At 72.4% G+C, this 24,972-nt stretch carries 22 protein-coding genes; 14 read left to right on the forward strand and 8 right to left on the reverse strand.

From position 1 onward, the window contains the following. The first annotated feature begins 13 nt into the window (after positions 1–13). The 8 genes from ACZ3KP_RS01580 to ACZ3KP_RS01615 are packed head-to-tail and all read left to right on the forward strand — an operon-like array spanning position 14 to position 7,889. Positions 14–1,084 carry a sugar ABC transporter substrate-binding protein gene (locus tag ACZ3KP_RS01580; RefSeq protein WP_358982973.1) on the forward strand — a complete coding sequence of 357 codons (1,071 nt, stop codon included), beginning with the start codon at positions 14–16 and terminating at the stop codon, positions 1,082–1,084. Then, positions 1,081–2,616 carry a sugar ABC transporter ATP-binding protein gene (locus tag ACZ3KP_RS01585; RefSeq protein WP_467495472.1) on the forward strand — a complete coding sequence of 512 codons (1,536 nt, stop codon included), beginning with the start codon at positions 1,081–1,083 and terminating at the stop codon, positions 2,614–2,616. The genes ACZ3KP_RS01580 and ACZ3KP_RS01585 overlap by 4 nt, the downstream gene beginning before the upstream one ends. Continuing rightward, a complete protein-coding gene (locus tag ACZ3KP_RS01590; protein WP_467495474.1) occupies positions 2,609–3,634 on the forward strand; it encodes an ABC transporter permease in 1,026 nt (341 codons plus the stop codon). The genes ACZ3KP_RS01585 and ACZ3KP_RS01590 overlap by 8 nt, the downstream gene beginning before the upstream one ends. A gap of 41 nt (positions 3,635–3,675) precedes the next feature. After that, positions 3,676–5,016: an L-fuconate dehydratase gene (locus tag ACZ3KP_RS01595; RefSeq protein ID WP_467495476.1), complete on the forward strand. Its 1,341-nt coding sequence runs from the start codon at positions 3,676–3,678 to the stop codon at positions 5,014–5,016. Beyond that, entirely contained in the window at positions 5,013–5,768 is a 756-nt protein-coding gene (locus tag ACZ3KP_RS01600) for an SDR family NAD(P)-dependent oxidoreductase (RefSeq protein ID WP_467495478.1), read from the forward strand. Before ACZ3KP_RS01595 ends, ACZ3KP_RS01600 begins: the two co-directional genes overlap by 4 nt. Beyond that, complete coding sequence (locus ACZ3KP_RS01605) at positions 5,765–6,751, forward strand: aldo/keto reductase (protein ID WP_467495480.1); 987 nt, start codon at positions 5,765–5,767, stop codon at positions 6,749–6,751. Before ACZ3KP_RS01600 ends, ACZ3KP_RS01605 begins: the two co-directional genes overlap by 4 nt. Then, entirely contained in the window at positions 6,748–7,062 is a 315-nt protein-coding gene (locus ACZ3KP_RS01610; RefSeq protein ID WP_467495482.1) for an L-rhamnose mutarotase, read from the forward strand. The genes ACZ3KP_RS01605 and ACZ3KP_RS01610 overlap by 4 nt, the downstream gene beginning before the upstream one ends. Then, positions 7,059–7,889, forward strand: a complete 831-nt coding sequence (locus ACZ3KP_RS01615) for an amidohydrolase family protein (RefSeq protein WP_467495484.1) — start codon at positions 7,059–7,061, stop codon at positions 7,887–7,889. The genes ACZ3KP_RS01610 and ACZ3KP_RS01615 overlap by 4 nt, the downstream gene beginning before the upstream one ends. A 21-nt stretch (positions 7,890–7,910) precedes the next feature. Here ACZ3KP_RS01615 and ACZ3KP_RS01620 read toward each other — a convergent pair whose 3' ends face one another. Beyond that, complete coding sequence (locus ACZ3KP_RS01620) at positions 7,911–9,332, reverse strand: lipase maturation factor family protein (RefSeq protein ID WP_467495486.1); 1,422 nt, start codon at positions 9,330–9,332, stop codon at positions 7,911–7,913. Positions 9,333–9,476: 144 nt separating this feature from the next. Here ACZ3KP_RS01620 and ACZ3KP_RS01625 point away from each other — a divergent pair, with 144 nt between their 5' ends. Both ACZ3KP_RS01625 and ACZ3KP_RS01630 read left to right on the forward strand, forming a co-directional pair. After that, positions 9,477–11,579 (forward strand): SpoIIE family protein phosphatase, encoded by a 2,103-nt coding sequence (locus tag ACZ3KP_RS01625; protein ID WP_467495488.1) that lies wholly within the window; start codon positions 9,477–9,479, stop codon positions 11,577–11,579. Between the two features lie 31 nt (positions 11,580–11,610). Continuing rightward, complete coding sequence (locus ACZ3KP_RS01630) at positions 11,611–12,474, forward strand: Fpg/Nei family DNA glycosylase (protein WP_467495490.1); 864 nt, start codon at positions 11,611–11,613, stop codon at positions 12,472–12,474. Between the two features lie 7 nt (positions 12,475–12,481). On the opposite strand, the gene ACZ3KP_RS01635 is transcribed toward ACZ3KP_RS01630, so the two are convergent. From ACZ3KP_RS01635 to ACZ3KP_RS01645, 3 genes are all read right to left on the reverse strand, one after another. Beyond that, entirely contained in the window at positions 12,482–13,138 is a 657-nt protein-coding gene (locus ACZ3KP_RS01635) for a zf-HC2 domain-containing protein (protein WP_467495492.1), read from the reverse strand. Between the two features lie 147 nt (positions 13,139–13,285). Next, positions 13,286–13,801, reverse strand: a complete 516-nt coding sequence (locus tag ACZ3KP_RS01640; RefSeq protein WP_467495494.1) for a hypothetical protein — start codon at positions 13,799–13,801, stop codon at positions 13,286–13,288. 144 nt (positions 13,802–13,945) lie between these two features. Continuing rightward, positions 13,946–14,518 (reverse strand): sigma-70 family RNA polymerase sigma factor, encoded by a 573-nt coding sequence (locus ACZ3KP_RS01645; RefSeq protein WP_358982990.1) that lies wholly within the window; start codon positions 14,516–14,518, stop codon positions 13,946–13,948. Between the two features lie 223 nt (positions 14,519–14,741). On the opposite strand from ACZ3KP_RS01645, the gene ACZ3KP_RS01650 reads away from it, so the two are divergent. Further along, a complete protein-coding gene (locus tag ACZ3KP_RS01650; protein ID WP_467495497.1) occupies positions 14,742–15,890 on the forward strand; it encodes a CapA family protein in 1,149 nt (382 codons plus the stop codon). 19 nt (positions 15,891–15,909) lie between these two features. Here the strand turns inward: ACZ3KP_RS01650 and ACZ3KP_RS01655 are convergent, their stop codons facing one another. Then, positions 15,910–16,383, reverse strand: a complete 474-nt coding sequence (locus ACZ3KP_RS01655; protein WP_467495499.1) for a MarR family winged helix-turn-helix transcriptional regulator — start codon at positions 16,381–16,383, stop codon at positions 15,910–15,912. A 73-nt stretch (positions 16,384–16,456) separates the two neighbouring features. Between ACZ3KP_RS01655 and ACZ3KP_RS01660 the strand changes: the two genes are divergently transcribed. Beyond that, positions 16,457–17,272, forward strand: coding sequence for an alpha/beta fold hydrolase (locus ACZ3KP_RS01660; protein ID WP_467495501.1), 816 nt, complete (start codon positions 16,457–16,459; stop codon positions 17,270–17,272). 171 nt (positions 17,273–17,443) lie between these two features. Here the strand turns inward: ACZ3KP_RS01660 and ACZ3KP_RS01665 are convergent, their stop codons facing one another. After that, complete coding sequence (locus ACZ3KP_RS01665) at positions 17,444–18,856, reverse strand: amino acid permease (RefSeq protein WP_467495503.1); 1,413 nt, start codon at positions 18,854–18,856, stop codon at positions 17,444–17,446. A gap of 60 nt (positions 18,857–18,916) precedes the next feature. Further along, positions 18,917–19,867 (reverse strand): LysR family transcriptional regulator, encoded by a 951-nt coding sequence (locus ACZ3KP_RS01670; RefSeq protein ID WP_467495505.1) that lies wholly within the window; start codon positions 19,865–19,867, stop codon positions 18,917–18,919. Between the two features lie 102 nt (positions 19,868–19,969). On the opposite strand from ACZ3KP_RS01670, the gene ACZ3KP_RS01675 reads away from it, so the two are divergent. Continuing rightward, positions 19,970–21,217: an MFS transporter gene (locus ACZ3KP_RS01675; RefSeq protein ID WP_467495507.1), complete on the forward strand. Its 1,248-nt coding sequence runs from the start codon at positions 19,970–19,972 to the stop codon at positions 21,215–21,217. Here ACZ3KP_RS01675 and ACZ3KP_RS01680 read toward each other — a convergent pair. Further along, a complete protein-coding gene (locus ACZ3KP_RS01680) occupies positions 21,153–21,608 on the reverse strand; it encodes a universal stress protein (protein ID WP_358983003.1) in 456 nt (151 codons plus the stop codon). The genes ACZ3KP_RS01675 and ACZ3KP_RS01680 overlap by 65 nt on opposite strands. Positions 21,609–21,696: 88 nt before the next feature. Here ACZ3KP_RS01680 and lysX point away from each other — a divergent pair, with 88 nt between their 5' ends. Then, the gene (gene lysX, locus ACZ3KP_RS01685) at positions 21,697–24,969 is read left to right on the forward strand and encodes a bifunctional lysylphosphatidylglycerol synthetase/lysine--tRNA ligase LysX (RefSeq protein WP_467495509.1); all 3,273 of its coding nucleotides are present in this window, start codon (positions 21,697–21,699) and stop codon (positions 24,967–24,969) included. Positions 24,970–24,972 lie beyond the last annotated feature (3 nt).

The following is a 24,972-nucleotide window of genomic DNA, read 5'->3' on the forward strand; positions in this document are numbered from 1 at the left end:
GAGGAGCTGCCCGATGCACGGCAGAACACTGAGGAAGCGGAACCGGTCCCGGATCATCGGCGCGACGGCGCTGGCCGTCGGTGCCTCGCTCGCGCTCGCCGCGTGCGGCAGCACCAAGGACACCGGCAGCGACAGCGCCCAGGGCGGCGGCACCGGCAAGGTGGGGGTGGTCCTGCCCCTGCTGACCTCGCCGTTCTGGCAGTCGTACAACGACTACGTGCCCAAGATGGCGAAGTCCGAGGGGGTCGAGGCGCTGAAGACGGTCAACTCCAACAGCGACCCCTCGCAGCAGATCACCGACATCAACAACGAACTGAACCAGGGCGTGAAGGGCCTGGTCGTCGCCCCGCTGGACAGCGCCGCCATCGAGGCCGGCCTGGACCAGGCCGAGCGCAAGGGCGTACCGGTGGTCGCCGTGGACGTGGCGCCCGACAAGGGCAAGGTCGCCATGGTGGTGCGCGCCGACAACGTCGCCTACGGCACCAAGGCCTGCGACTACCTCGGGCAGCACGTGACCAGCGGCAAGGTCGTACAGATCATGGGCGACCTCGCCTCGGTCAACGGCCGGGACCGCTCCGAGGCGTTCCGCTCCTGCGTGAAGAAGAAGTACCCGAAGCTCAGGGTCCTGGAGATCCCGGCCAAGTGGGAGTCCGACACGGCCGCCTCCCAACTGGGCACCCTGCTCAACGCCAACCCCGACATCAAGGGCATCTACCTGCAGGCCGGCGGCGTCTACCTCGCGCCCACCCTGCAGACCCTGAAGGCCAAGGGCATGCTCAGGACCGCCGGGCAGAGCGGGCACATAGTGATCGTCTCCAACGACGGCATCCCGCAGGAGTTCGACGCCATCCGCAAGGGCCAGATCGACGCCACCGTCTCCCAGCCCGCCGACGCCTACGCCAAGTACGGCATGTACTACATCAAGGCGGCGATGCAGGGGAAGACGTTCGCGCCGGGCCCGACCGACCACGACTCCACGATCGTCAAGCTGCCGAACGGCATCCTGGAGGACCAGTTGCCCGCGCCCCTGGTCACCAAGGACAACGTGGACGACCCGAAGCTGTGGGGCAACACGGTCAAATGATCACGCCACTTGTTGAGGCTCGGGACATCGTCAAGCGGTACGGCCCCACCGTCGCGCTCGCCGACGGCCGGCTCACCGTGCTGCCCGGCGAGTCCCACGCCCTCGTCGGCCGCAACGGCGCCGGCAAGTCCACCCTGGTCAGCGTCCTCACCGGGCTCCAGGTCCCGGACGAGGGCACGGTCCGCTTCGACGGCGAACCCGCGCCCCCGCCGGCCGACCGGGACGCGTGGCGGCGCAAGGTCGCCTGCGTCTACCAGAAGCCCACCGTCGTCCCCGAGCTGACGGTCGCCGAGAACCTCTTCATCAACCGGCAGCCCCTGCGGCGGGGATTCATCAGCTGGCGACGGCTGCACCACGAGGCCGCGGCGCTCCTCGACACCTGGGACGTCCGGGTCGACCCGGAGGCCCGCACCGCCGACCTCAAGGTCGAGGACCGCCAGATGGTCGAGATCGCCCGGGCGCTCAGCTTCGGAGCCCGGTTCATCGTGCTGGACGAGCCGACCGCCCAGCTCGACAACCGCGAGATCGAGCGGCTGTTCGGCCGGATGCGGGCACTCCAGGACTCCGGCGTGACCTTCCTGTTCATCTCGCACCACCTCCAGGAGGTGTACGAGGTCTGCCAGACCGTCACCGTGCTCCGCGACGCCCGCTGGATCATCACCGCCCCCGTCGCCGACCTGCCCAGGGCCGCCCTGGTGGAGGCGATGGCGGGGGAGGCCGTCACCCGGCAGGACCAGCGGGCCCGGGACGCGGTGCCCGCCGGGGCACCCGTGGTGCTCAGCGCGCGGGGACTCAGCTCCGAGTCGTACGACGGCATCGACCTCACCGTCCGCAGCGGGGAGGTCGTCGGACTCGCCGGCACCAGCGGGAGCGGCAAGATCGAGCTCGCCGAGACCATCGCGGGGCTGCGCACCCCGACCGGCGGCACCGCCCGGGTGGCGGAGCGGCCGCTGCCGTTCGGTGACGTGCGCGCCACGCTCGGGGCCGGGGTCGGCTTCGTGCCCCGCGACCGGCACGACCAGGGCCTGGTCGCCGGGATGAGCATCGGCGACAACGCCACCATGACCGTGCTCGACCGGCTCGGCCGCGGCGGTTTCGTCGGCACCGACCGCAAGCGCGGCTTCGCCACCGGGCTCATCGAACGCCTCGACATCCACGCCGAGGGCCCCGACCAGCCCGTCTCCGACCTGTCCGGAGGCAACGCGCAGAAGGTCGTCATGGCCCGCGCCCTGGCCTCCGACCCCCGGCTCCTGGTCCTCGTCAACCCCACCGCGGGCGTCGACGTGAAGTCCAAGGAGTCCCTGCTGGCCCGCGTGGACGGCGCCCGCGAGGACGGCACCGCCGTGCTGGTCGTCTCCGACGAACTCGACGACCTGCGCCGCTGCGACCGTGTCCTCGTCCTCTTCCACGGCCGGATCGTCGCCGAGCACCCGGCCGGCTGGCACGACCACGAGCTGATCGCCTCCATAGAAGGAGTGGACTCCATGCCCCCGGGAGCTGACTCCCCGTCCGAAGGAGTGGACCATGGCTGAGACCAAGGCCCCGCCGCTCACCCCGGTGCGCTCCCCGGACCCGCGCGCGGCCCGCACCGTCATCCTGCGCCGCGCCCGTGAACTCGCCCTCGTCCCCGCCCTGCTGCTGCTCATGGTGCTCGGCGCGGTGGTCAACGACTCGTTCCTCACCGAACGCAACCTGATCTCCATCCTCGGCGCCTCCGCGGCCCTCGCGATGGTCGTGCTCGCCGAGTCGCTGGTCCTGATCACCGGCAAGTTCGACCTCTCCCTGGAATCGGTCGTCGGTATCGCGCCCGCGGTCGGCGCGCTGCTGGTGCTGCCGTCCGCGGAGTCCGGCTGGGGCACCGGGTTCCCCGCCGCGCTCGCCATGGTGGCGATCCTGGCCGTCGGTGCCGCGGTCGGCGCCTTCAACGGCATCCTGGTCGTGAAGTTCAAGCTGAACGCCTTCATCGTGACGCTCGCGATGCTGATCGTGCTGCGCGGTGTGCTGGTCGGCGCCACCAAGGGCAAGACCCTGTTCGGGATGCCCGACAGCTTCTTCACCCTGGCCACCACCACCTTCCTGAACGTCCCGCTCTCGGTGTGGCTGGCCGCGGTCGCCTTCGCGGTCACCGGACTCGTCCTGAAGTACCACCGTGTCGGGCGCGCCCTGTACGCCATCGGCGGCAACGCCGACGCGGCGCGCGCCGCAGGCATCCGCGTCGACCGGGTGATGCTCGGGGTGTTCGTGGTCGCGGGGGTCCTCGCCTCCGTCGGCGGCATCATGCAGACCGGGTACGTGGGCGCGATCAGCGCCAACCAGGGCAACAACATGATCTTCACGGTGTTCGCCGCGGCGGTGATCGGCGGCATCAGCCTGGACGGCGGCAAGGGCACCATGTTCGGCGCCCTGACCGGCGTCCTCCTGCTGGGTGTCGTACAGAACCTGCTCACCCTGGCGCAGGTGCCGTCGTTCTGGATCCAGGCGATCTACGGCGGCATCATCCTCGTCGCCCTCATGATCGCCCGTGTCACCACGGGACGGGCCCAGGACTGACCGGCCCGCGCCCCGCCCCTCCCCTGACCGAAAGGCAACCCGTGTCCGCGAGTCCCGCCCGCGTCATCGCGGTCGACACCCACGACATCCGTTTCCCCACCTCGCGCGAGCTCGACGGATCCGACGCGATGAACCCGGACCCCGACTACTCGGCGGCCTATGTCGTGCTGCGCACCGACGCCGCCGACGGGCACGAGGGACACGGGTTCACCTTCACCATCGGGCGGGGAAACGACGTCCAGGTCGCCGCGATCGACGCGCTGCGGAACCATGTGCTCGGCCGCTCCGTCGACGAGATCTGCGACGACCCCTCGGCCCTCTACCGGGACCTGATCGGCGACAGCCAGCTGCGCTGGCTCGGACCCGAGAAGGGCGTGATGCACATGGCGATCGGCGCGGTGATCAACGCCGTGTGGGACCTCGCCGCCCGCCGCGCCGGGAAACCGCTGTGGCACCTCCTCGCCGACGCCGAACCGGAGTGGATCGTCCGCCAGATCGACTTCCGCTACCTCACCGACGTCCTGACCCCCGAGGAGGCCCTCGCCATCCTGCGCCGGGGCCGCGAGGGCGCCGGTGAGCGCCGGGCCCGACTCCTGGAGCGCGGCTTCCCCGCCTACACCACCTCGGCCGGCTGGCTCGGCTACGACGACGAGAAGCTCAGCCGGCTCGCCGCCCAGGCGGTCGCCGACGGCTTCCGCCAGATCAAGCTGAAGGTCGGCGCCGACCTCGCCGACGACATCCGCCGCTGCCGGGTCGCCCGCGCGGTCGTGGGGCCGGACATCCGGATGGCCGTCGACGCCAACCAGCGCTGGGACGTCGACGAGGCGATCCGCTGGACCAAGGCCCTCGCCGAGTTCGACCCGTACTGGATCGAGGAGCCCACCAGCCCCGACGACATCCTCGGCCACGCGGCCGTCCGCCGGGCCGTCGCCCCGATCCGGGTCGCCACCGGCGAACACGTCCAGAACCGGATCGTCTTCAAGCAGCTGCTCCAGGCCGGCGCCCTCGACGTCGTCCAGATCGACGCGGCCCGGGTCGGCGGCGTCAACGAGAACCTCGCCGTCCTGCTGCTCGCCGCCAAGTTCGGCGTCCCGGTCTGCCCGCACGCGGGCGGCGTCGGACTGTGCGAACTCGTCCAGCACCTCTCGATGTTCGACTACCTCGCGGTCTCCGGCACCACCGAGGACCGGGTCATCGAGTACGTCGACCACCTGCACGACCACTTCCTCGATCCGGTGGTGATCCGGGAGGGTCACTACACGGCACCCACCGCACCGGGCTTCTCGGCCGCCCTGCGACCGGAGTCCGTCGCGGTGTACACCTATCCCGGCGGCACCTTCTGGGCCGCCGACGCGCAGACCCAGAAAGGACAGGCGGCATGACCGACTTCGCGGGCCTGAAGGCCCTGGTCACCGGCGGCGCCTCCGGGATCGGGCGGGCCACCGCCGAACTCCTCGCCGAGCGCGGCGCCCAGGTCGCCGTCCTCGACCTCGACCCGTCCGCCGTCGAGAAGCCGCTGCTCGGCTTCCAGGCCGACGTCACCGACGACACCTCCGTGCGCGCGGCCGTGACGAGCGCCGTCGAGGCCCTCGGCGGACTCGACGTCCTGGTCAACAACGCGGGGATCGGCGCCCAGGGCACCGTCGAGGACAACGACGACGACGAGTGGCACCGCGTCTTCGACGTCAACGTCCTCGGCATGGTCCGCACCACCCGCGCCGCCCTCCCGCACCTGCGCCGCTCACGGCACGCGGCCGTCGTCAACACCTGCTCCATCGCCGCCACCGCCGGGCTGCCCCAACGCGCCCTGTACAGCGCCACCAAGGGCGCGGTGTACTCCCTCACCCTGGCCATGGCCGCCGACCACGTCCGCGACGGCGTGCGCGTCAACTGCGTCAACCCCGGTACGGCGGACACCCCGTGGATCGGCCGTCTCCTGGACAGGGCTCCCGACCCGGCCGCCGAACGCGCCGCGCTGGAGGCCCGCCAGCCCTCCGGCCGCCTGGTCTCCGCCGCCGAGGTCGCCGGCGCGATCGCCTACCTGGCGAGTCCCCTGTCCGGCGCCACCACCGGCACCTCCCTGGCAGTCGACGGCGGATTGCAGGGCCTGCGGCTCCGCCCGGCGGGACAGTGAGCACCCTCGGCCGAAGCGGCGTCCGGGTCAGCCCCCTCGGCCTCGGCGCCGCCGTGATCGGCAACCTCTACACCGAAGTCCCCGACCAGCAGGCGCACGACACGGTCGCCGCCGCCTGGCAGCGGGGCATCCGCTACTTCGACACCGCCCCGCACTACGGCCTCGGCCTGTCCGAACGGCGCCTGGGAGAGGCGCTGCACGGGTACGACCGGGACTCCTACACGCTGTCCACCAAGGTCGGCCGCCGACTGGAACCGGCCGCCGGCACCGGCGACGACCTCGCGCAGGGCTTCGCCGTCCCCGACACCCACCGCCGGGTCTGGGACTTCACCGGCGACGGCATCCGCCGCACCCTGGAGGCGAGCCTGGACCGGCTCGGCCTCGACCGGGTCGACGTCGTCTACCTCCACGACCCCGACGACCACGCCGAACAGGCCTTCCACGAGGGCTACCCGGCACTGGAGCGACTCCGCTCCGAAGGGGTCGTGGGCGCGATCGGCGCGGGCATGAACCAGACGGCGATGCTCACCCGGTTCGTCCGCGACACCGACGTCGACGTGGTGCTGTGCGCCGGCCGCTACACCCTCCTCGACCAGAGCGCCCTCGCCGACCTGCTGCCGGCCGCCGCGCGGCGCGGTACCTCCGTGGTGATCGGCGGCGCCTTCAACTCCGGTCTGCTGGCCGACCCGAAACCGGACGCGACCTACGACTACGCCCAGGCGCCGGACGACCTGCTGTCCCGCGCCCTGCGTCTCAAGGCACTCGCGGAACGGCACGGCACCACCCTGCGGGCCGCCGCCCTCGCCTTCTGCGCCGCCCACCCGGCCGTGGCGAGCGTCCTGGTCGGCGCCCGCTCGGCGGCCGAGGTCGCGGACGCGGCGGGGCAGTTCGCCGCGCCGGTCCCGGCCGCCTTCTGGCAGGAGCTGCGCGACACCGGGCTGCTGCCCCCCGACGCTCCCGTACCCACCGAGGAACGGCCATGAGGATCGCCCTGCACACCAAGGTCCGCCCCGACCGCGTCGCCGACTACGAGGCCGCCCACCGCGAGGTCCCCATCGAACTCACCGACGCCATCCGCGCCGCCGGTGCCACCTCCTGGACGATCTGGCGCAGCCGCACCGACCTCTTCCACGTCCTGGACCGCGCCGACTACGGCCGCCTCCTCGCCGAACTGGAGAAGCTGCCGGTCAACCTCGCCTGGCAGGCCCGGATGGCCGAACTCCTCGACGTCGTCCACGACTACTCCGAGGCGGGTGCGCAGGCCGGCCTGCCCGTCGTGTGGGAGCTGCCGTGACCGTCGACGCCCACCACCACGTCTGGGACCTCTCGGTACGGGACCAGGACTGGCTCACCGGGCCCGAACTCCAGCCGCTCAGGCGGAACTTCACGGTCGCGGACCTCGAACCCGAGGCGCGCGCGGCGGGCGTCACCCGCACCGTCCTCGTCCAGACGGTCACCGTGCCCGAGGAGACCCCCGAGTTCCTGGTCCTCGCCGACACCCACGACCTGGTCGCCGGAGTCGTCGGCTGGACCGACCTGACCCGCCCGGACGTCGCCGACGAACTCGCCCGCCTCCGCGAGCTCCCCGGCGGTCGCCACCTGAAGGGTGTCCGCCACCAGGTCCAGGGCGAGCCCGACCCGCGGTGGCTGCTGCGCCCCGACGTCCACCGGGGACTCGCCGCCGTCGCCGACGCGGGCCTCGTCTACGACCTCGTGGTGCTGCCCCACCAGCTCCCGGCCGCCGCCGAGGCCGCGCGGTCGCACCCGCGGCTCACCTTCGTCCTCGACCACCTGGGCAAACCCCCCATCGCCGCGGGCACCACGGAACCGTGGGCCACCGCGGTACGCGCCCTCGCCGCCCTGCCCAACACCGTCTGCAAGCTCTCCGGCATGGTCACCGAGGTCGACCCCGCCTCCTGGACCCTGGACGACCTGCGCCCGTACGCCGAGACCGTGCTGGACGCCTTCGGCCCGGACCGGCTGATGGCCGGTTCGGACTGGCCGGTGTGCACCCTGGCCGGGAGCTACGCCGAGGTCCTCGACGCCGCACGCCGGCTGATCCCCCCGGCCGCACACACCGCCGTCTTCGAAACCACCGCCACCCGCGTGTACGGCCTGTGAACCGACCGGCCGCGGGGGAGGCTACGGCCGTCGTGCCGTCCCCGCCAGGCGGGTCGGTGGCATGAACTCCCGTACATGGGTGCGTTCCCAGCACGCGCCCGTCTCCCGCAGCTCCCGCCAGGTCGTGTAGCGGTAGCGGAAGAGACGGGCCCGGACGAAGCGCGGGGGTTCGCCGGGCGGGAACGGGGAGCGGCGCAGCAGCCGCAGGGTGTCGCGGTCCTCCTCCAGGAGGCGTTCCACCAGGCCGCCGAACCAGTCGCCGGCGTAGGCGGGGGACAGGGCGGCGAACCACATCAGCCAGTCCAGGCGGAGGTGGTAGGGCGCGAACTGGCGCGGCCAGTGCCGGGGATCGCCCGGCTTGCCCTTGAACTCGTACTCCCGCCAGTCGGAGTCCTCGCGCGGGGTGCCGTCCCGGGTGCCCTCCACCACCACCTCGTACCGGATCCGGCTGACGCTGCCGAAGGCGCCGTAGGTGTTGACCAGGTGGAGCGGGTCGAAGGACCGGTTCATGACCTGGCGGCGGGAGACCATGTTCACCACGGGACGGTGGCTCAGGAACAGGATGAGCGCGGTCACGGCGAGGACGACGACCTCGAACCAGAGCGGGGCCGGGGGAGCGGTCGTGCGCTCCGTGGGCAGCCGCAGCGCCGACAGGGCCACGACGACGGTGATCCAGTTCAGCCAGGAGAAGTTGCCGGACGCCACCAGCCACAGCTGGGTGAGGATCATCAGGGACGCGGCGGCCGTCGCGATCGGCTGCGGGGTGAACAGCAGGAAGGGGACGACCAGTTGGGTGACGTGGTTCGCGGCCACCTCCGCCTTGTGCACCGGTCCCGGCAGGTGGTGGAAGAACCAGCTCAGCGGACCCGGCATCGGCTGGGTCTCGTGGTGGTAGTGCAGACAGGTCAGCTTGCGCCAGCAGGCGTCCCCGCGCATCTTGATCAGGCCCGCCCCGAACTCCACCCGGAACAGGACCCAGCGCAGCAGGAAGAGGACCACGACCGGCGGGGCCACCTCGTCGTTGCCGAGGAACACGGCCAGGAAGCCGACCTCCAGGAGCAGTGACTCCCAGCCGAACGCGTACCACGTCTGGCCGACGTTCACGATCGACAGGTACAGCGCCCAGGGCACCAGCCACAGCAGCATCCCGGCCCAGAGCGGGAGTTCGGAGTCGGCGCCCGCCAGCAGCGCCACCGCCACCGCACAGCCCGTCCAGGCGCAGCCCGCGAAGAGGCGGTCCGAGTACCGCAGGTGGAAGAGGCTCGGTGCGCGCCGGAAGGGGACCCGCGCCACGAACCTCGGGATCGGCAGCATCCCGCGTTCGCCGAGCAGGGCCCGGAACTGGAGCGCCGCCGTCAGGAACGCGAAGAGGTACACGCCGGCCAGGGCCCGCTGGAAGACCAGCCGGCTCAGCCAGTACCCGGGTGCGGTGAACCAGTCCACGGCCGTGCGCTCCTGCCTGTGCCCCGTGTCGGGAAGGGGCCCGTCACCCTGTGTACCTCGCGTCCGCGCTTGTGTAACCCGGGCGAGTGAAGAAGACAATAGGGATGAATTGCCCGTCCTGGGTTCCCCTGGCATGGTGGCCCCATGGCTGATCGGGGAGCGAGCGCTCCGTCACTCCCGGACGACTGGCCCGCCCACCCGGACCACCCGATCCTGGCACTCAACGGCCTGGGCACCTTCGACTGGGACCTGGACGCCGGTCTGTTCCACCTGGACGCCCAGGCGTACGAGGTGTTCGACCTGCTCCCCGAGGAGTACGACGGTCGTCCCGAGGGCCTCGGGGTGCGGGTGCCCCTGTCGGAGGGCAGCCGCCTGGACGCGGTGGTGTCCCAGGCCATCAAGGACGGCAGCGAGAACTACGGGGCGTACTTCCGGATCCGCCGCCGCGACGGCACGCTGCGCTGGACCCACACCCAGGGCTACATCCGGCGCGACGGGACGGGCCGCCCGCGCCGGGTCGTGGGCGTCGTCCGGGACGCCACCCGGGAACTGGAGGACAGCGAGGCGCACAGTCCGCGCGCCGCCCAGGACGAGGCGCTGCGGCAGCAGAGCAACGTCGTCCAGGTCATCACCGCCGCGCTCGCGCACGCCCGCAGCGTCCAGGACGTCATCGACGCCCTCAAGGACGCCCGCATCCCCAACCTGGGCGCGACCAGCCTGGTGATGGGCCTGGTGGAGGCCGGCCGGATCCGGCTGGTGGCGGAGGGGCCGGTGGGCAGCTTCGTGCCCGGCACCCGGATCACCCGCGTGGAGGAGCCCTACCCGATGAGCGAGGTGGTGCGCACCCTCACCCCGCGCTTCATCGAGTCGGCCGAGGACTTCGCCGCGAGCTACCCGATCCTGTGGCCGCACATCACCGGCCTGCGCATCACCTCGGCCGCCTACCTGCCGCTGATCGCCCAGGCCCGCCCGATCGGCGCCATGGGCCTGCTCTACAACGACCGGCACGGCTTCTCCGACGAGGAACGAGCCGTCCTGGTCGCCCTCGGCAGCAGCATCGCGCAGAGCCTCCAGCGGGCCATGCTCTACGAGCAGGAGAAGGACCTCGCCCAGGGTCTCCAGCAGGCGATGCTGCCGCGCACCATTCCGAGCGTGCGCGGCGCCGACGTCGCGGTCCGCTACCGCTCGGCGAGCGCGGGCGGCTCCCTGGGCCGGGACATCGGCGGCGACTGGTACGACCTGATTCCGCTGCCCGGGGGGCGGGTCGGCGCGGTCATCGGCGACGTCCAGGGCCACGACACGCACGCCGCGGCCGTCATGGGCCAGCTGCGCATCGTGCTGCGCGCCTACGCCGCCGAGGGGCACGCCCCGGCCACCGTGATGGCCCGCGCCTCGGTCTTCCTGGACGAACTGGACACCGACCGCTTCGCCACCTGCCTGTACGCCGAGGCCGACCTCGCCACCGGCGTCGTCCAGGTGGTCCGCGCCGGGCACATCGACCCGCTGGTCCGCGGCGCCGACGGCGGCTGCCGCCGGGTGCCCGTCGAGGGCGGGCTGCCGCTCGGCCTGTCCGCCGAGTTCGGGAGCCTGGAGTACCCGGTGTCCACCCTGGAGCTGGATCCCGGCGAGACCCTCCTGCTGTGCACCGACGGGCTCGTCGAGACGCCCGGCACCGACCTCGGCGACGGGATGCGGGCCCTGTCCGAGCAGGTCGCCGCCGGACCCGGGGACGTACGGGAGCTCGCCGACCGGCTGATCGAGATCGCCGAGGAGCGCGGCGGCGACGACGACGTGGCCCTGCTCCTGCTGCGCCGCCGCGGCCAGGACAGCACCCAGGCCGTCGGCCGCCTCCAGCAGCACGTGGCCTCCGGTGACCCCGAGGCGCTCAGCCTGGCCCGGCACATGATCCGCGCAGCCGTCCGGGCCTGGGGCGCCGAGGACCGCGCCGACGAGATCGAACTCGTCGCCGACGAGCTGATCACGAACGCCCTGATGCACACCGAGGGCTCCGCGATCGTCACCCTCAGGGTCCTCGGCGGCAGCGAACGCCGGCTGCGCGTCGAGGTCGAGGACTCCTCCAGCGCCCTGCCGCGCCGCCGTGAGGCGGGCGAGAACGGCGTGTCCGGGCGCGGGCTGCTGCTGGTCGACATGATGACCGACGCCTGGGGCGTGGAGGCACGGGGCGGCGGCAAGGCGGTGTGGTGCGAGTTCCGGATGCCGAAGCCGAAGAGGACGGACGCGGCCTGACCCCGTCGGCCCCGGGTGGCACTCTGGACACATGCCCGAACTGCCCGAGGTGGAAGCGCTCAGGGACTTCCTGACCGAGAACCTGATCGGCCACGAGGTCATCCGCGTGCTGCCGGTCGCCGTCAGCGTCCTGAAGACGTACGACCCGCCCGTCGGCGCCTTCGAGGGCAGCGAGGTCGTCGCCGTGCGCCGGCACGGCAAGTTCCTGGACATCGAGGGCGACGGCGGCCTGCGGTTCGTCACCCACCTGGCCCGCGCGGGCTGGCTCCAGTGGAAGGACCGGCTCCCGGACGGGCCGCCCCGGCCCGGCAAGGGCCCCCTCGCCCTGCGGGTGGCCCTGGAGACCGGTGCGGGCTTCGACCTCACCGAGGCCGGCACCCAGAAGAAGCTCGCCGTGTACATCGTCCGCGACCCGCGGGAGGTTCCCGGCATCGCCCGGCTCGGCCCCGACCCGCTCGCCGACGGCTTCGACGAGGCCCGGCTCGCCGCCCTGCTCACGGGCGAGCGGCGGCAGCTCAAGGGCGCCCTGCGCGACCAGAGCCTGATCGCCGGGGTGGGCAACGCCTACAGTGACGAGATCCTGCACGCGGCGCGGATGTCACCGTTCAAGCTGGCCGCGTCCCTGACACCGGAGGAGGTCCACGGCCTCTACGAGGCGCTGCGCGGCACCCTCGGCGAGGCGGTGGAGCGCTCCCACGGCCTGGCGGCGGGCCGGCTCAAGGCGGAGAAGAAGAGCGGGCTGCGTGTCCACGGCCGGACCGGCGAGCCCTGCCCGGTGTGCGGCGACACCATCCGCGAGGTCTCCTTCAGCGACTCCTCGCTGCAGTACTGCCCGACCTGCCAGACGGGCGGCAAGCCGCTCGCGGACCGCAGGCTGTCCCGGCTGATCAAGTGACCGGCGGTCATTTGGGGTCGACGGTCACGAGGCGGTGTCCGTCCGCGCTGCGCACCTCGTAGTGGTCGATCTCGTCGGGGTGCATCGAGGAGCCGCCCGCCATGGTGCTCACGCGGCCGTCGTGGTCCCGTTCCGCCCAGGTGGTGACGATCTGCTCGGAGCCGTCGTTGCCCACGGCGATCAGGCGGCAGGAGCGCGGCCCGTTCGCGTCCTTCACCTTCAGCTCGACCTCGGTGCCCGAGTCCGTGTCCGCCTCCTTCACCTGCGCCCACACGCCCGACTGCGCGTCGGTGGTGGCGGCGACCTGCACGGTCGGGACGGTCTCGTGCCCCGCGTAGGCCATGATGCCGGGGCCCGCGACCGCGAACACCACCGAGGCGGCGAGGCCGTACAGCAGCCTGCGGCGCTTGGCGCGGTGCCGGGTGGCGACCTCGGCGAGCAGTTTGTCCAGCAACCGGGGACCGGGCTGGGCCATGGGGTGCACGAAGCGCGGCGTGGCCCTGCGGTAGAGCATCAGCTGCCGTGCGGCGGGGCCGAACTCTGTCACGTGGGCCGCGCAGCGGGCGCACTCCATGAGGTGGTCCTCGAAGCGGAAGGCCTCCGCCTCGTCCAGCACGCCGAGCGCGTACGCGCCGACGTCGCGATGCCTTTCCAGGGACCTCATGCCGAATCCTCGTGCCGAAGGGTGGGGTGGGGTTACTCGTTGCTCCTTGCTCCCACCCGTACGCAGTCGGCAGAGGATTCACTCAAGGCACGTACAGAATCGTAACCAACGGATTCGGAGCGGCCGGGCCCGCGGATTGGTCCTGAATCAAAAAAGATGGATGGCGAGGTGTCCGAGGGGCAGACCGAGCCGCCAGGCGGCGGTCCACACCTTCGGTCCGTCGTCCTCGCCGAGCACGGAACCGCCGCCCGGCACCGCGTCCAGGTCTGGCGCGAGCAGCTCCGTCTCCTCCAGCCAGCGCCAGGCGGCCGCGGCCAGCTCCAGGTCCGGTGCCGGACCGCCCGACCGGGCCGACTCGGCGGCCACCGCGGCCATGCGTGCGCGAACCCACTCCTGCCACGGCTGGTCGTACGCCGTGAGCGAAAGCCAGGTCTCCAACTGGGACACGACCCGGATGCCCGACAGTTCGCCGTCCGTGTCGGAGAGGAAGATGGTCAGCGCCAGCGCGTCACGGCCGGCTCTGAACTCGAAGGACGTCGGTGGCATGAGATCGCCGGTGCGCAGCAGCTCGTCGGCGATGTACTCGGCGTACAACCAGGCCATCGGGACCGCCAGTTCCCCGCTACCGGCCCCGCCCGTGCTCTCTTGACCTCTGTGCAGCATCCCGTCCTGCCTTCCTCCGGTGCGCGCGTGGCCCCGACCCCGGGTCCGTCCCTCTCCCAGTGCGGAACACGGATGAAGACAGCTGATTGCTCAAACACGGTCCGCAGCAAGGCGCTTTGCGAAGGCTTTGCCTGGCTTGCGGTTTCAGCGCAGGTCGGGTGCGTAACCGGGAAGGACCCGGCGCAGGGCGCGCAGCGCGTAGTACGCCCGCGACTTCACGGTACCGGGCGGGATCCCGAGCGCCTGGGCGGCCTCCGCCACACTCGCCCCCTGGAAATACACCAGCACCAGGACGTCACGGTGTTCCGGAGTGAGAGTCTTCACAGCCTCGCGGACGTCCAGCGTCGCGACCGCGCGGTCGGCGTGGTCGCCGACCGCCCGGGTGTTCTCCAGGACGGCGTCGTGCACCTCGGGCGGCCGGGCCTGTCGCGCCCGGCGCGCGTCGATGGCGAGCCGTCGGCCGACGGTGAGCAGCCAGGGCAGCACGGAGTCGAACTCGTCGGCGCGCAGCGCCTCGGGGTGCTGCCAGGCGCGTACCAGGGTCTCCTGGACCAGGTCCTCGGCGCGCTGCCGGTCCCCGTCGCTGAGCCGCAGCAGCAGCGCGAAGAGGGGGCGGCCGTGCTCGCGCTGGAGCGCGGCGAGCTCGTGCTCGGCGGTCGTCGTCCCGGCGTGCCGCCCGTCGGGAAGCCCGTGGGGAAGGGTGGTTCCGGCCGTCATGGCCGTATGGCATCGCAGGGCCGGGCCCCGGGACAGGGGGCGCACCGGGATCTGCGACGGACGGTCGATCGCGTCGGCGAACGGTGCGACGAACGGTCCCTCGCCCCCCCCGTACCCGACCCGGATGGGTCAATCGGGGCGCCTGAGTTGTTTGGGGCTCCGCCCACCTTCGTACCCATTGATCTGTAAATAGGACAAGGCTTGCGACTCTGGGGTGCTCCTGATGATCAATCGCAGACGCCAGGCGGCCCTGGCCCTGACCGCCCTCCTCGCCACCGCGGCCGCCTGCACGAACCACGAACGGCAGGAGCGGGCGACGCCCTCGGGCCGGCCTGCTCCCACCGCCGCCGCCGGGGCGTTCACCCTCGTCGCCTCCGGTGACGTCATGCCGCAGAAGTCCGCGATCGAGCACGCGAACTTCGACGCGGGCACCAGCGGCTACGACTTCCGCCCGATGCTCGCCGGGGTGGCGCCGGTGGTCTCCCGCGCCGATCTGGCGCTCTGCCACCTGGCGACGGTCACCGCCGCCGACGGCGGCCCCACCGGCCTGACCTCCCCGCCGCAGCTCCTCCAGGGCCTCGCCGCCGCGGGGTACGACGGCTGCTCCACCGCCTCCGACCGCGCCCTGGACGACGGCGCCGCCGGTGTCCGCCGCACCCTCGACGTCATGGACCAGGTGGGCCTGCGGCACGCCGGCACCGCCCGCACCGAGGCCGAGGCCGGCACGCTCACCCTGCTGAAGGCCGGCCGTGCCAAGGTCGCCCAGCTCTCCTACACCTACGACGTCAACGGCAACGAGCTGCCGCCCGGCCAGCCCTGGGCGGTCGGCCTCCTGGACGAGAACCGCATCCTCGCCGACGCCCGCGCCGCCCGGCGGGCCGGCGCCGACGTGGTCGTGGTCTCCGTGCACTGGGGCACCGACGGGCAGGACGCCCCCGACGAACAGCAGCTCGCCCTCGCCGGCCGGCTCACCGCGGCGCGGACCGGCGGCCGCCCCGACATCGACCTCATCCTCGGCACCCACGCCCACATCCCGCAGGCCTACGAGAAGGTCAACGGCACCTGGGTCGTCTACAGCCTCGGCGACCAGCTCGCCGGTGAGCTCAGCAACAGCCAGGGCCGGCCGGACCCGCGCGGCAACGAGTCCACCATCGCCCGCTTCACCTTCACCCCGCCCGCCCGGCCGGGCGGGCGCTGGGAGGTGGCCAGGGCGGAGTTCATCCCGCAGCTGTACGACCTCGACGCCGGCCGGGTCGTCGACCTCGACGCGGCCATCGCCAGGGGTGCCGACTACACCGCCGCCCGGGACGCCATCCGGGACGTGGTGCTCAGCCGCGGGGCCGCCAAGGACGGGCTGGTCATGGGGGAGTAGCGGCGCGCGGCGGTGCCCGTCACTCCACGTCGACGTGGTCGAAGGCCGCCAGCAGCTGCTTGAGCACGCGTACGCACGCCGTGATCTCGGCGCCGGTCAGATCGCCGCCGACCTGCCGGTTCAGGGCGTGCTCGCGGGCGAGGACCGCGGTGATGGTCGCCCGGCCCTCCTCCGTGAGGCGGATCAGCGAGGAGCGCTGGTGCGCCGGGTTGGGCGTGACCTCGGCCCAGCCGCGGGCCGCCGCGTCGTTCACCATGCGCTGCACGAACTGCCGGCTCAGCGCCATGATCCGGCCCATCTGGGGCACCGTCATGGGTCCGTACCGGCGCAGCAGGTCCAGCACCGAGCGCACCCCGACGGAGGCCCCCTCGATCCCCTCGCCCTGTTCGAGCTTGCGGAAGGCGCGCCGGTACAGCGGGCCGATCAGATCGAACACCTCGGTGATGCGCTCGCCCAGCTCGTCGGGGGCGAGGGGCTTGTCGATGTCGTTCACCCGGCCATGATGCACCCCGATCGACATGACAACCCAGTTGTCAAAATCCCGCGATGATGACACCTTGGTTGTCATGAACGATATTGCGGACGTCCGCTTCTTCCCGTCCTCCGACGGCGACCTCGCCTACCTCGACACCGGCTCCGGCGACCCGGTGGTGCTGCTCCACTCCGGGTTCGTCGACCACCGCTTCTGGTACCGGCAGGTCCCGGCGCTCGCCGCCGAGTACCGGGTCGTCGCACCGGACGTGCGCGGTCACGGCTTCTCCGCCAACGCGAGCAGGCCGTTCCGCTGGGCCGACGACCTCGCGGAGCTGCTGCGCCACCTCGACGCGGGGCCCGCCGTCCTGGTCGGCGTCTCGATGGGCGGGGTGATCGCCACCGACACCGTGCTGGAACACCCGGAGCTGGTCCGCGCGGTGGTCACCTGCGGGGCCGCCACCGGCGATTTCCGGTACACGGACCCCTGGCACACCGGCCTCCAGGCCGAGTACGCCCGCACCCTGGCCGCCGGTGACATCGACGGCTGGCTCGACGCCTTCGTCCGCGTCGTGGCCGGCGAGCACCGCACCCTGGCCGACGTGGACCCGGAGATCCCGCGCAGGCTGCGGGAACTGGCCCTGGGCACCCTCTCCAAGCACACGCCCGACGAACCGGACCGGCTCGTGCCCGTCACCGGCTCCTGGCCCCGGGTACCGAAGATCGACGTCCCGGTGCTCACGATCAACGGCGGCCTCGAACCCGCCGACCTGCTCGCCGCCGCCGAGCGCCTGGCCCGCGAGGTCCCCGACGGCCGCGCCGAAGTCGTCGAGGGCGCCGACCACTATCCCAACCTGGAGAAACCGCAGGAGTTCAACGCCCTCCTGCTCGACTTCCTCCGGTCGCTCTAGGCCCTGTCGTCACATTCCTGTCGTCGCCCGTAGGGCGGCCCTGCGGCGTCAGGTGCGTGCTCTGGGGGTCCACTTGGGTCTGGGCCCGGTGCGGCGAGTGGGGTCCCCCCGGCCGGAGGCTGGGGGAGCGTGCATGGCGTCGCGGGGCAGGCGGGAATGTGACGACAGGGCCTAACGCCCGGCCAGCCGTGACCTCTTGTACGAGTAGCCGAAGTAGATCACGCACCCGACCACGAACCAGACCGCGAACCGCACCCAGGTCTGCCACTTCAGGAAGGTGATCAGCCAGAGCGAGAAGAGCACACCCAGCGCGGGCACGAACGGCATCCACGGCGTACGGAAGCCGCGCGGCAGGTCCGGCTGCCGGTAGCGCAGCACGATCACCGCCACGCACACCACCACGAACGCCAGCAGGATGCCGATGTTGGTGAGCTCGGCCGCCTCGCCGATCGGCACGAACCCGGCGAGCAGGGCGGAGGCCACCCCGACGATCCAGGTCACCCGGGTCGGTACGTGCCGCGTCGGGTGCGTCTTCGCGAACCAGGCGGGCAGCAGGCCGTCCCGGGACATCGAGAACCAGACCCGGGTGACACCGAGCATGAACGTGAACATCACCGTGAGGATGCCGATGATCGCGCCCACCGCGATCACGTCCGCGAGCCCGCTCAGCCCCACCGACTTGAACGCCGTCGAGAAGCCGCTCTCCGGGTCGATGTCCTTGTAGTTCTGCATGCCCGTCAGGACCAGACAGGCCGCCACGTACAGCACCATAGAGATAGCCAGCGAGTAGATGATCGCCTTCGGCATGTGCCGTTGCGCGTCCTTCGACTCCTCCGCCGCCGTCGACATCGCGTCGTACCCGAAGACGGCGAAGAACACGGTGGCCGCGCCCGTGAACGCCCCGGTGACACCGAACGGGAAGAACGGGTGGTAGTTGGCCGTGGTGATGTGGAACACGCCGACACCGACCACCAGCAGCACCACCAGCACCTTCAGGACGACCACGAACGTCTCGAAGCGGGCCGCGCTGCGGATGCCCTGGTTGAGCAGGTAGGCGATCAGAAGACACAGCACGGCGGCGAACAGGTCGACGCGATGCCCGGCGCCGGTCCCGGGGGCGCCGAGCATCCAGTGCGGCAGGTTCGCGCCCATCTGCTCGACCAGGAAACTGAAGTAGCCCGAGATGCCGATCGCCACCACCGCCACGATCGCCGTGTACTCGAGCAGCAGGTCCCAGCCGATGAACCAGCCCGCGAACTCGCCGAGCACCGCGTAGCCGTACGTGTACGCCGACCCCGCCTTGGGGATCAGCCCGGCGAACTCGGCGTACGAGAGCGCCGCGCAGGCGCTCGCCACACCGGCGATCAGGAACGAGACCAGCACCGCCGGCCCCGCCGTCTCGTTGGCGACCGTGCCGGCCAGGGTGAAGATGCCCGCGCCGATGATGCCGCCCACGCCGATCGCGGTCAGCTGCAGCAGCCCGAGCGACCGGTCGAGCCGCGCCCCCTCGGTGACCTCCGTCTCCTCGATGTGTTCGATGGGTTTGCGACGGAGAATTCCTTCGCCCATGCGGAGCTTGGCCATGTGCCTCACCTCTTCGCCGATCGCGAACGGCTGACGGCCGATCATGATGGCTCAGCGGCGTCACGGACGGAAGACGCCACGCACGGTCTCGGCCCAGCCGGGCGTCCAGGTCCGGGCCGCGGCGCCCGGCGGCCGGGTGGCCGTGAGATGGGCGCGCAGCGCGACCAGCCCCGGGTGCGGGTTGGCGGTGGTCCACACCAGGGAGTGCGGGTAGACGGGAGTCGGGTCGGTCAGCGGGATGCGGCGCAGTCCGTGCCCGTCCGGCCAGGCCAGCTCGGTGCGCTCGCTGACGAGGGTCGCCAGGCTGCCGGAGCCGGCGAGCGCGTCCTGCAGCGCCCCGGAGAAGTTGGGGCCCGAGGCGTCGATGGTGAGCCCGAACTCGGCGGCGAGGGACGCGTAGTACGCGGCCCACTCGGTCCCCTCCACGATGCCCGGCATCCAGATCCGGTGCCCGGCCAGCTCCCCGGGGGTGACCGAGCGGCGGCCGGCCAGGGCGTGCCCGGGGCCGGTGAGCAACTGGACCGGCTCGTCGTACACCCGGACGGACTCGACGCCCCGGGGCAGCGGGCGGCCCGGCATGGCGACGGCACGGAAGGACGCGTCCACCGAACCGGAGCGCAGCGCGGTGAGCGCCGAGTCCACGTCGAACAGGGTGACGACGTCCAGGGGGATCTCCGGGTGCGCCTCGTGGAACCCGCGCAGCAGCGCCGCGGGGGCCAGCCGCGCTCCGATCACGTCGACCCGCAGCGCGCGCCGCCCCGGCCGTACGGAGGCCGCCGCCCGTTCCGCGGCGAGCAACAGCTCACGGGCGTGCGGCAGGAAGGTCAGGCCGTCCACGGTCAGGTCGGCACCCCGGGCGGTACGGGTGAACAGCCGCACACCCAGCTCCCGCTCCAGGGCGGCGATCCGCTTGGAGACGGCCTGCTGGGTGACCGCCAGCACCGCCGCGGCCTCCTGGAACTGCCCCGACTCGGCCACCGAGACGAAGGTGCGCACCGCTGTCAGGTCCACCCCCACACCGTACAACCGTTGGTTGTGGCAGCTCGGCCGCGGGTTGTTTGATTCGGCGGCCACCTGCACGTTTTCATGTTCCCGGTCAACGGGAGGTTGTGCATGGGACGGCGGTTCGGGTGGCTGTGGGCCGCTTACTCGGTGAGTGCGCTCGGCACCTACCTGGCCTTCGACGCGTTCTCCGTGATCGCCGTCGTCGCCCTGCACGCGGGCTCCGCCGAGGTGGCGCTGCTCGCCGCCTCCGGACCCGCCGTGGGCGCGCTCGCGGCGGTGCCGCTCGGACCCTGGGTGGAGTTCCGGCGCAAGCGGCCGGTGATGATGGCGATGGACCTGGTCAGGTTCGGCGCCCTGCTGACCGTGCCCGCCGCCTACGCGCTCGGTCTCCTCGGACTCGGTCAGCTGCTGCTCGTGTCCGTCGTCACGGCGGCCGCCGACATCACGTTCAACGCGGCCTCCGGCGCCTTCCTGAAAGGACTGGTGCCCGCCGACCGGCTGCTCACCGCGAACGCCCGCTTCGAGTCCACCAACTGGACCGCGCTGGTCCTCGGACCACCCCTCGGCGGCGCCGCGATCGGCCTGTTCGGACCCGTCACCACGGTGACGGCGAACGCCGTCAGCTTCCTGCTCTCCGCGCTCGGCATCCGGGCCGTCGGCGCCGGCGAGCCCCGCCCCGGCCCGACCGGCGGGGACCGCCTGCGCACCGCCGACCTGCTGCACGGCTGGCGGCACATCCTCGGCAGTCCCGCCCTGCGGCCCCTGTTCTTCAACAACCTCGCGGGCAACGCCCTGATCATGGTCGCCGTCCCACCGCTCGCCGTCCTCATGCTCGGCCGGCTCGGCTTCACCCCCTGGCAGTACGGCCTCGCCTTCGCCGCGCCCTGCCTCGGCGGCCTCCTCGGCGCCCGGCTGGCCCGCCCGCTGGTCGCCCGCCACGGACAGCTGCGCGTGCTCCGCGCCGCCGCCACCCTGCGCGCCGTCTGGCCGGTCGGGCTGGCCCTCGTCCGCCCCGGAGCGGCCGGACTGCTCCTCGTGATGGTCCTGGAGTTCGGGGTGATCACCTGCTCGGCCGTCTACAGCCCCGTGTACGCCACCCGCCGTCTCGAGCACATCCCGAACGACCGGATCGCCCGCACCCTGTCCGCCTGGTCGATCACCGGCAAGGCCACCACGGCCGCCCTGACGGCCCTGTGGGGCCTGCTGGCGAGCGTCACCGGACCCCGTACCGCCATCGCACTCGCGGGCGTGCTGCTGCTGGCGACCCCCCTGCTGCTGCCCCGGGAACCCGCTACGGAACGACCGTCACCGGCCACCGTCCCGCCTTCACCAGACGGATCGCCACAGAGCCGATGAACCGGTGCCCCGCCTGCTCGGACGAGCCCACCACGACCGCGTCCGCCTTCAGCTCGTCGGCCGCCTTCACCATCCCGTTGTAGGCGTCGCCGCGGAACGTGTGGAACTCCCAGCGCACCTCGAATATCCCCCTGACCCGCTCGGCCGCGTCCCTGATCTGCTGCATCAGGTCCTCCGCGATCTCGTCGGTGGTCTCCGCCACCGGCGCCCCGAGCACCGCCCCCGCCGCGAGCACCGGCTGCACGTACACCACGGCCAGCAGCGCGCCCTGCCGCCGGGCCAGACCGCCGGCGTAGGAGAGCGCGCGCAGTGAGGAGTCGGAGCCGTCCACGCCGACCACGATGACCTTGGGACCGTCCGTGCCCCGCTCGAACTGGTGTTGTTCCGCCACGGCCAGAGGCTATCGGAATCCGCAGGTCCGGCAAGCGGCCCGGGGTGCCCGACGGGCGCTCCGGGCGCGCCCTTCCTACAGTCGGAACATGAGCGTGGCCGTGCAGCCCGCCACGGGCAGGGACCCGGCGGGCCGGATACCCCCGCCCGCCGCCGGGCGGACGCACTGGGTGCCGGAGGCCTTCGGGTCCTTCTTCGGCGCCCTGGCCCTGCTGTGCGCCCTGCTCTCCTTCGTCGCCCCGCTGCGCGTCCTGCTCCGTCCCGTCGTGCACTTCGTCGACGCCGTCGTGGTGCCGGTCAGCCCCAACCTCGCCTACGCCGTCTTCCTGTTCCTGCTCGGCGGCGCCACCGCGGCCCGCAAGAAGGTCGCCTGGTGGCTGCTGGTGGTCTACCTCGGCCTGCTGGTACTGGCCGACGTCCTGATCGTCGCGTTCGCCTTCGACTGGTACTCGTTCAGCTCACTGCTGGTCTGCGGGCTCGCCCTCGCCCTGCTGATCGCGGCCAGGGGGGAGTTCTACGCCGCCTCCCGCCGGGCCGCGGTCCGCCGCGCCCTCGCCGTCCTCCTCGTCGGCCTGCTGGTGGCGATCCTGGCCGGCTGGGGCCTCGTCTCGCTCTTCCCCGGCTCACTTCCGCACGGCCAGCACCTGGCCTACGCCGCCGACCGGGTCTGCGGCGGCCTGGTGCCCGGCTACAGCTACGGCGGCCGTCCGCCCCGCTTCGTCGCCTTCCTGCTCGGCCTCTTCGGCGCCCTGGCCCTGCTCAACGCCGCGGCCACCCTGTTCCGTTCCCAGCGCCTGGAAGCGGCTCTGCACGGCGACGAGGAGAGCCGCATCCGCGTCCTCCTCAAGGACTACGGCGACCGGGACTCCCTCGGCTACTTCGCCACCCGCCGTGACAAGGCCGTGGTCTTCTCCCCGAGCGGCAAGGCCGCCGTCACCCACCGCGTCGAGGCCGGCGTCTGCCTGGCCAGCGGCGACCCCGTCGGCGACCCGGAGGCCTGGCCGCACGCCATCGCCGCCTGGCTGGACGTGGCCCGCCGGCACGCCTGGGTGCCCGCGGTGATGGGTGCCTCCGAGGACGGCGCCAAGGCCTACGTACGCGCCGGGCTCGGCGCCCTGCAACTCGGCGACGAGGCCATCCTGCACGTCGCCGACTTCGACCTGGGCGGCCGGGAGATGCGGGTCACCCGACAGGCCGTCAACCGGGTCCGCCGGACCGGCGCCACCACCCGGATCCGCCGCCACGCCGCACTCACCGAGAGCGAGATGGAGGAGATCGTCGACAGGGCCGACGCCTGGCGCGACACCGAGACCGAACGCGGCTTCTCCATGGCCCTGGACCGGCTCGGCGACCCCGCCGACGGCGACTGCCTGCTCGTCGAGGCGCTCGGCGAGGACGGCCGGCTGCTCGCCCTGCTCTCCTTCGTGCCCTGGGGCGGCGACGGCATCTCCCTCGACCTGATGCGCCGGGACCGTGCCGCCCCCAACGGGGTCATGGAGTTCATGGTCGCCGACCTGTGCGCCGCCGCGCCCCGACTGGGCGTGCGCCGGATCTCGCTGAACTTCGCGGTCTTCCGCTCCGTCTTCGAGGAGGGCGCCCGCATCGGCGCCGGACCGGTGCTGCGGCTGTGGCGTCGGCTGCTGCTGTTCTTCTCCCGCTGGTGGCAGCTGGAGGCCCTGTACCGCTCCAACGCCAAGTACCGCCCCGAGTGGTACCCGCGCTTCCTCTGCTACGGCGACGCCGGCTCGCTGGCCCGCGTCGGCCTCGCCTCCGGCATCGCCGAAGGCTTCGTCCCCGTCCCGTCCCTGCGCAAACTCTGGGGAAAAGGGCACCCGAAGGCCGGACCGCGTCCCGTCGAGGGGCCGCGGTCCGCGCCGGTGCCCGGTCCCGACGGAGGGGGCGAGGCCGGGCCCGGCGCCCGGGACACCGCTCTGCCGGACCAGTTCCGGATGCGGCGCCGCAAGCTGGAGCGGCTGCGGGCGGCCGGTGTCGACCCCTACCCGGTGGCGTCCGGTCCGCCGGTCCGCGCCCTCGCCGAGGTCCGCGACGGCGAGACGGCCACCGTCGCCGGGCGGATCATGCTGGTCCGCGACTTCGGCGGCATCGTCTTCGCCGTGCTGCGCGACTGGTCCGGCGACCGCCAACTCGCCCTCACCCGCGACACCTCCGGTCCCGCCCTCGACCGGTTCCGCGCCGACACCGACATCGGCGACGTGATCACCGCCACCGGCCGCGCCGGCCGCAGCGACCGGGGCGAGCCGACCGTCTTCGTCACCGACTGGCAGCTCACCGCCAAGTGCCTGCGCCCGCTGCCCGACAAGCACCGCGGACTGGCCGACCCCGAGGCGAAGGTCCGCCGCCGCTACCTCGACCTCGCCACCAGCCCGGCCGCCCGGTCCGTGCTCCGCGTCCGCTGCGCCGCCGTGCAGGCACTGCGCCAGGGCCTCCTCGACCGTGGCTACCTGGAGGTCGAGACCCCGATGCTCCAGCAGACCCACGGCGGCGCCCACGCCCGCCCCTTCACCACCCACATCAACGCCTACGACCTCGACCTCCATCTGCGCATCGCCCCCGAGCTGTACCTGAAACGGCTGTGCGTCGGCGGCCTGGAGAAGGTCTTCGAACTCGGCCGCACCTTCCGCAACGAGGGCGTCTCCCACAAGCACAACCCCGAGTTCACCATGCTGGAGGCCTACCAGGCGCACGCCGACTACGACGTGATGCTCGACCTCGCCCGCGAACTGATCCAGGGCGCCGCCACCGCCGCCCACGGCTCCCCGGTGGTGCGCAGGGACGGCCGGGAGTACGACATCTCGGGGACCTGGCCGGTAAGGACCGTGCACGAGGCCGTCTCCGAGGCGCTGGGCGAGGAGATCGGCCCCGGCACCGAACTGCTGCGTCTGCACCGGCACTGCGACCGCACCGGGGTGCCGTACACCGCCGACGACGGCCCCGCGGACGTCGTACTGGAGATGTACGAGCGCCTGGTCGAGGAGCGCACCGAGCTGCCCACCTTCTACAAGGACTTCCCGACCGGCGTCTGTCCGCTCACCCGGCAGCACCGCGCCGACCCGCGGCTCGCCGAACGCTGGGACCTGGTCGCCTTCGGCACCGAACTCGGCACCGCCTACTCCGAACTGACCGATCCCGTCGAACAGCGCCGCCGGCTCACCGCGCAGTCGCTGCTCGCCGCCGGCGGGGACCTCGAGGCGATGGAACTCGACGAGGACTTCCTCGCCGCCCTCGAATACGCCATGCCGCCCACCGGCGGGCTCGGCATCGGCGTCGACCGGGTGGTCATGTTCCTCACCGGTCTGACCATCCGGGAGACGCTGCCCTTCCCGCTGGTCCGCCGCCGCTGAGGG

The organism is Streptomyces sp. NPDC020958 (assembly GCF_055562175.1).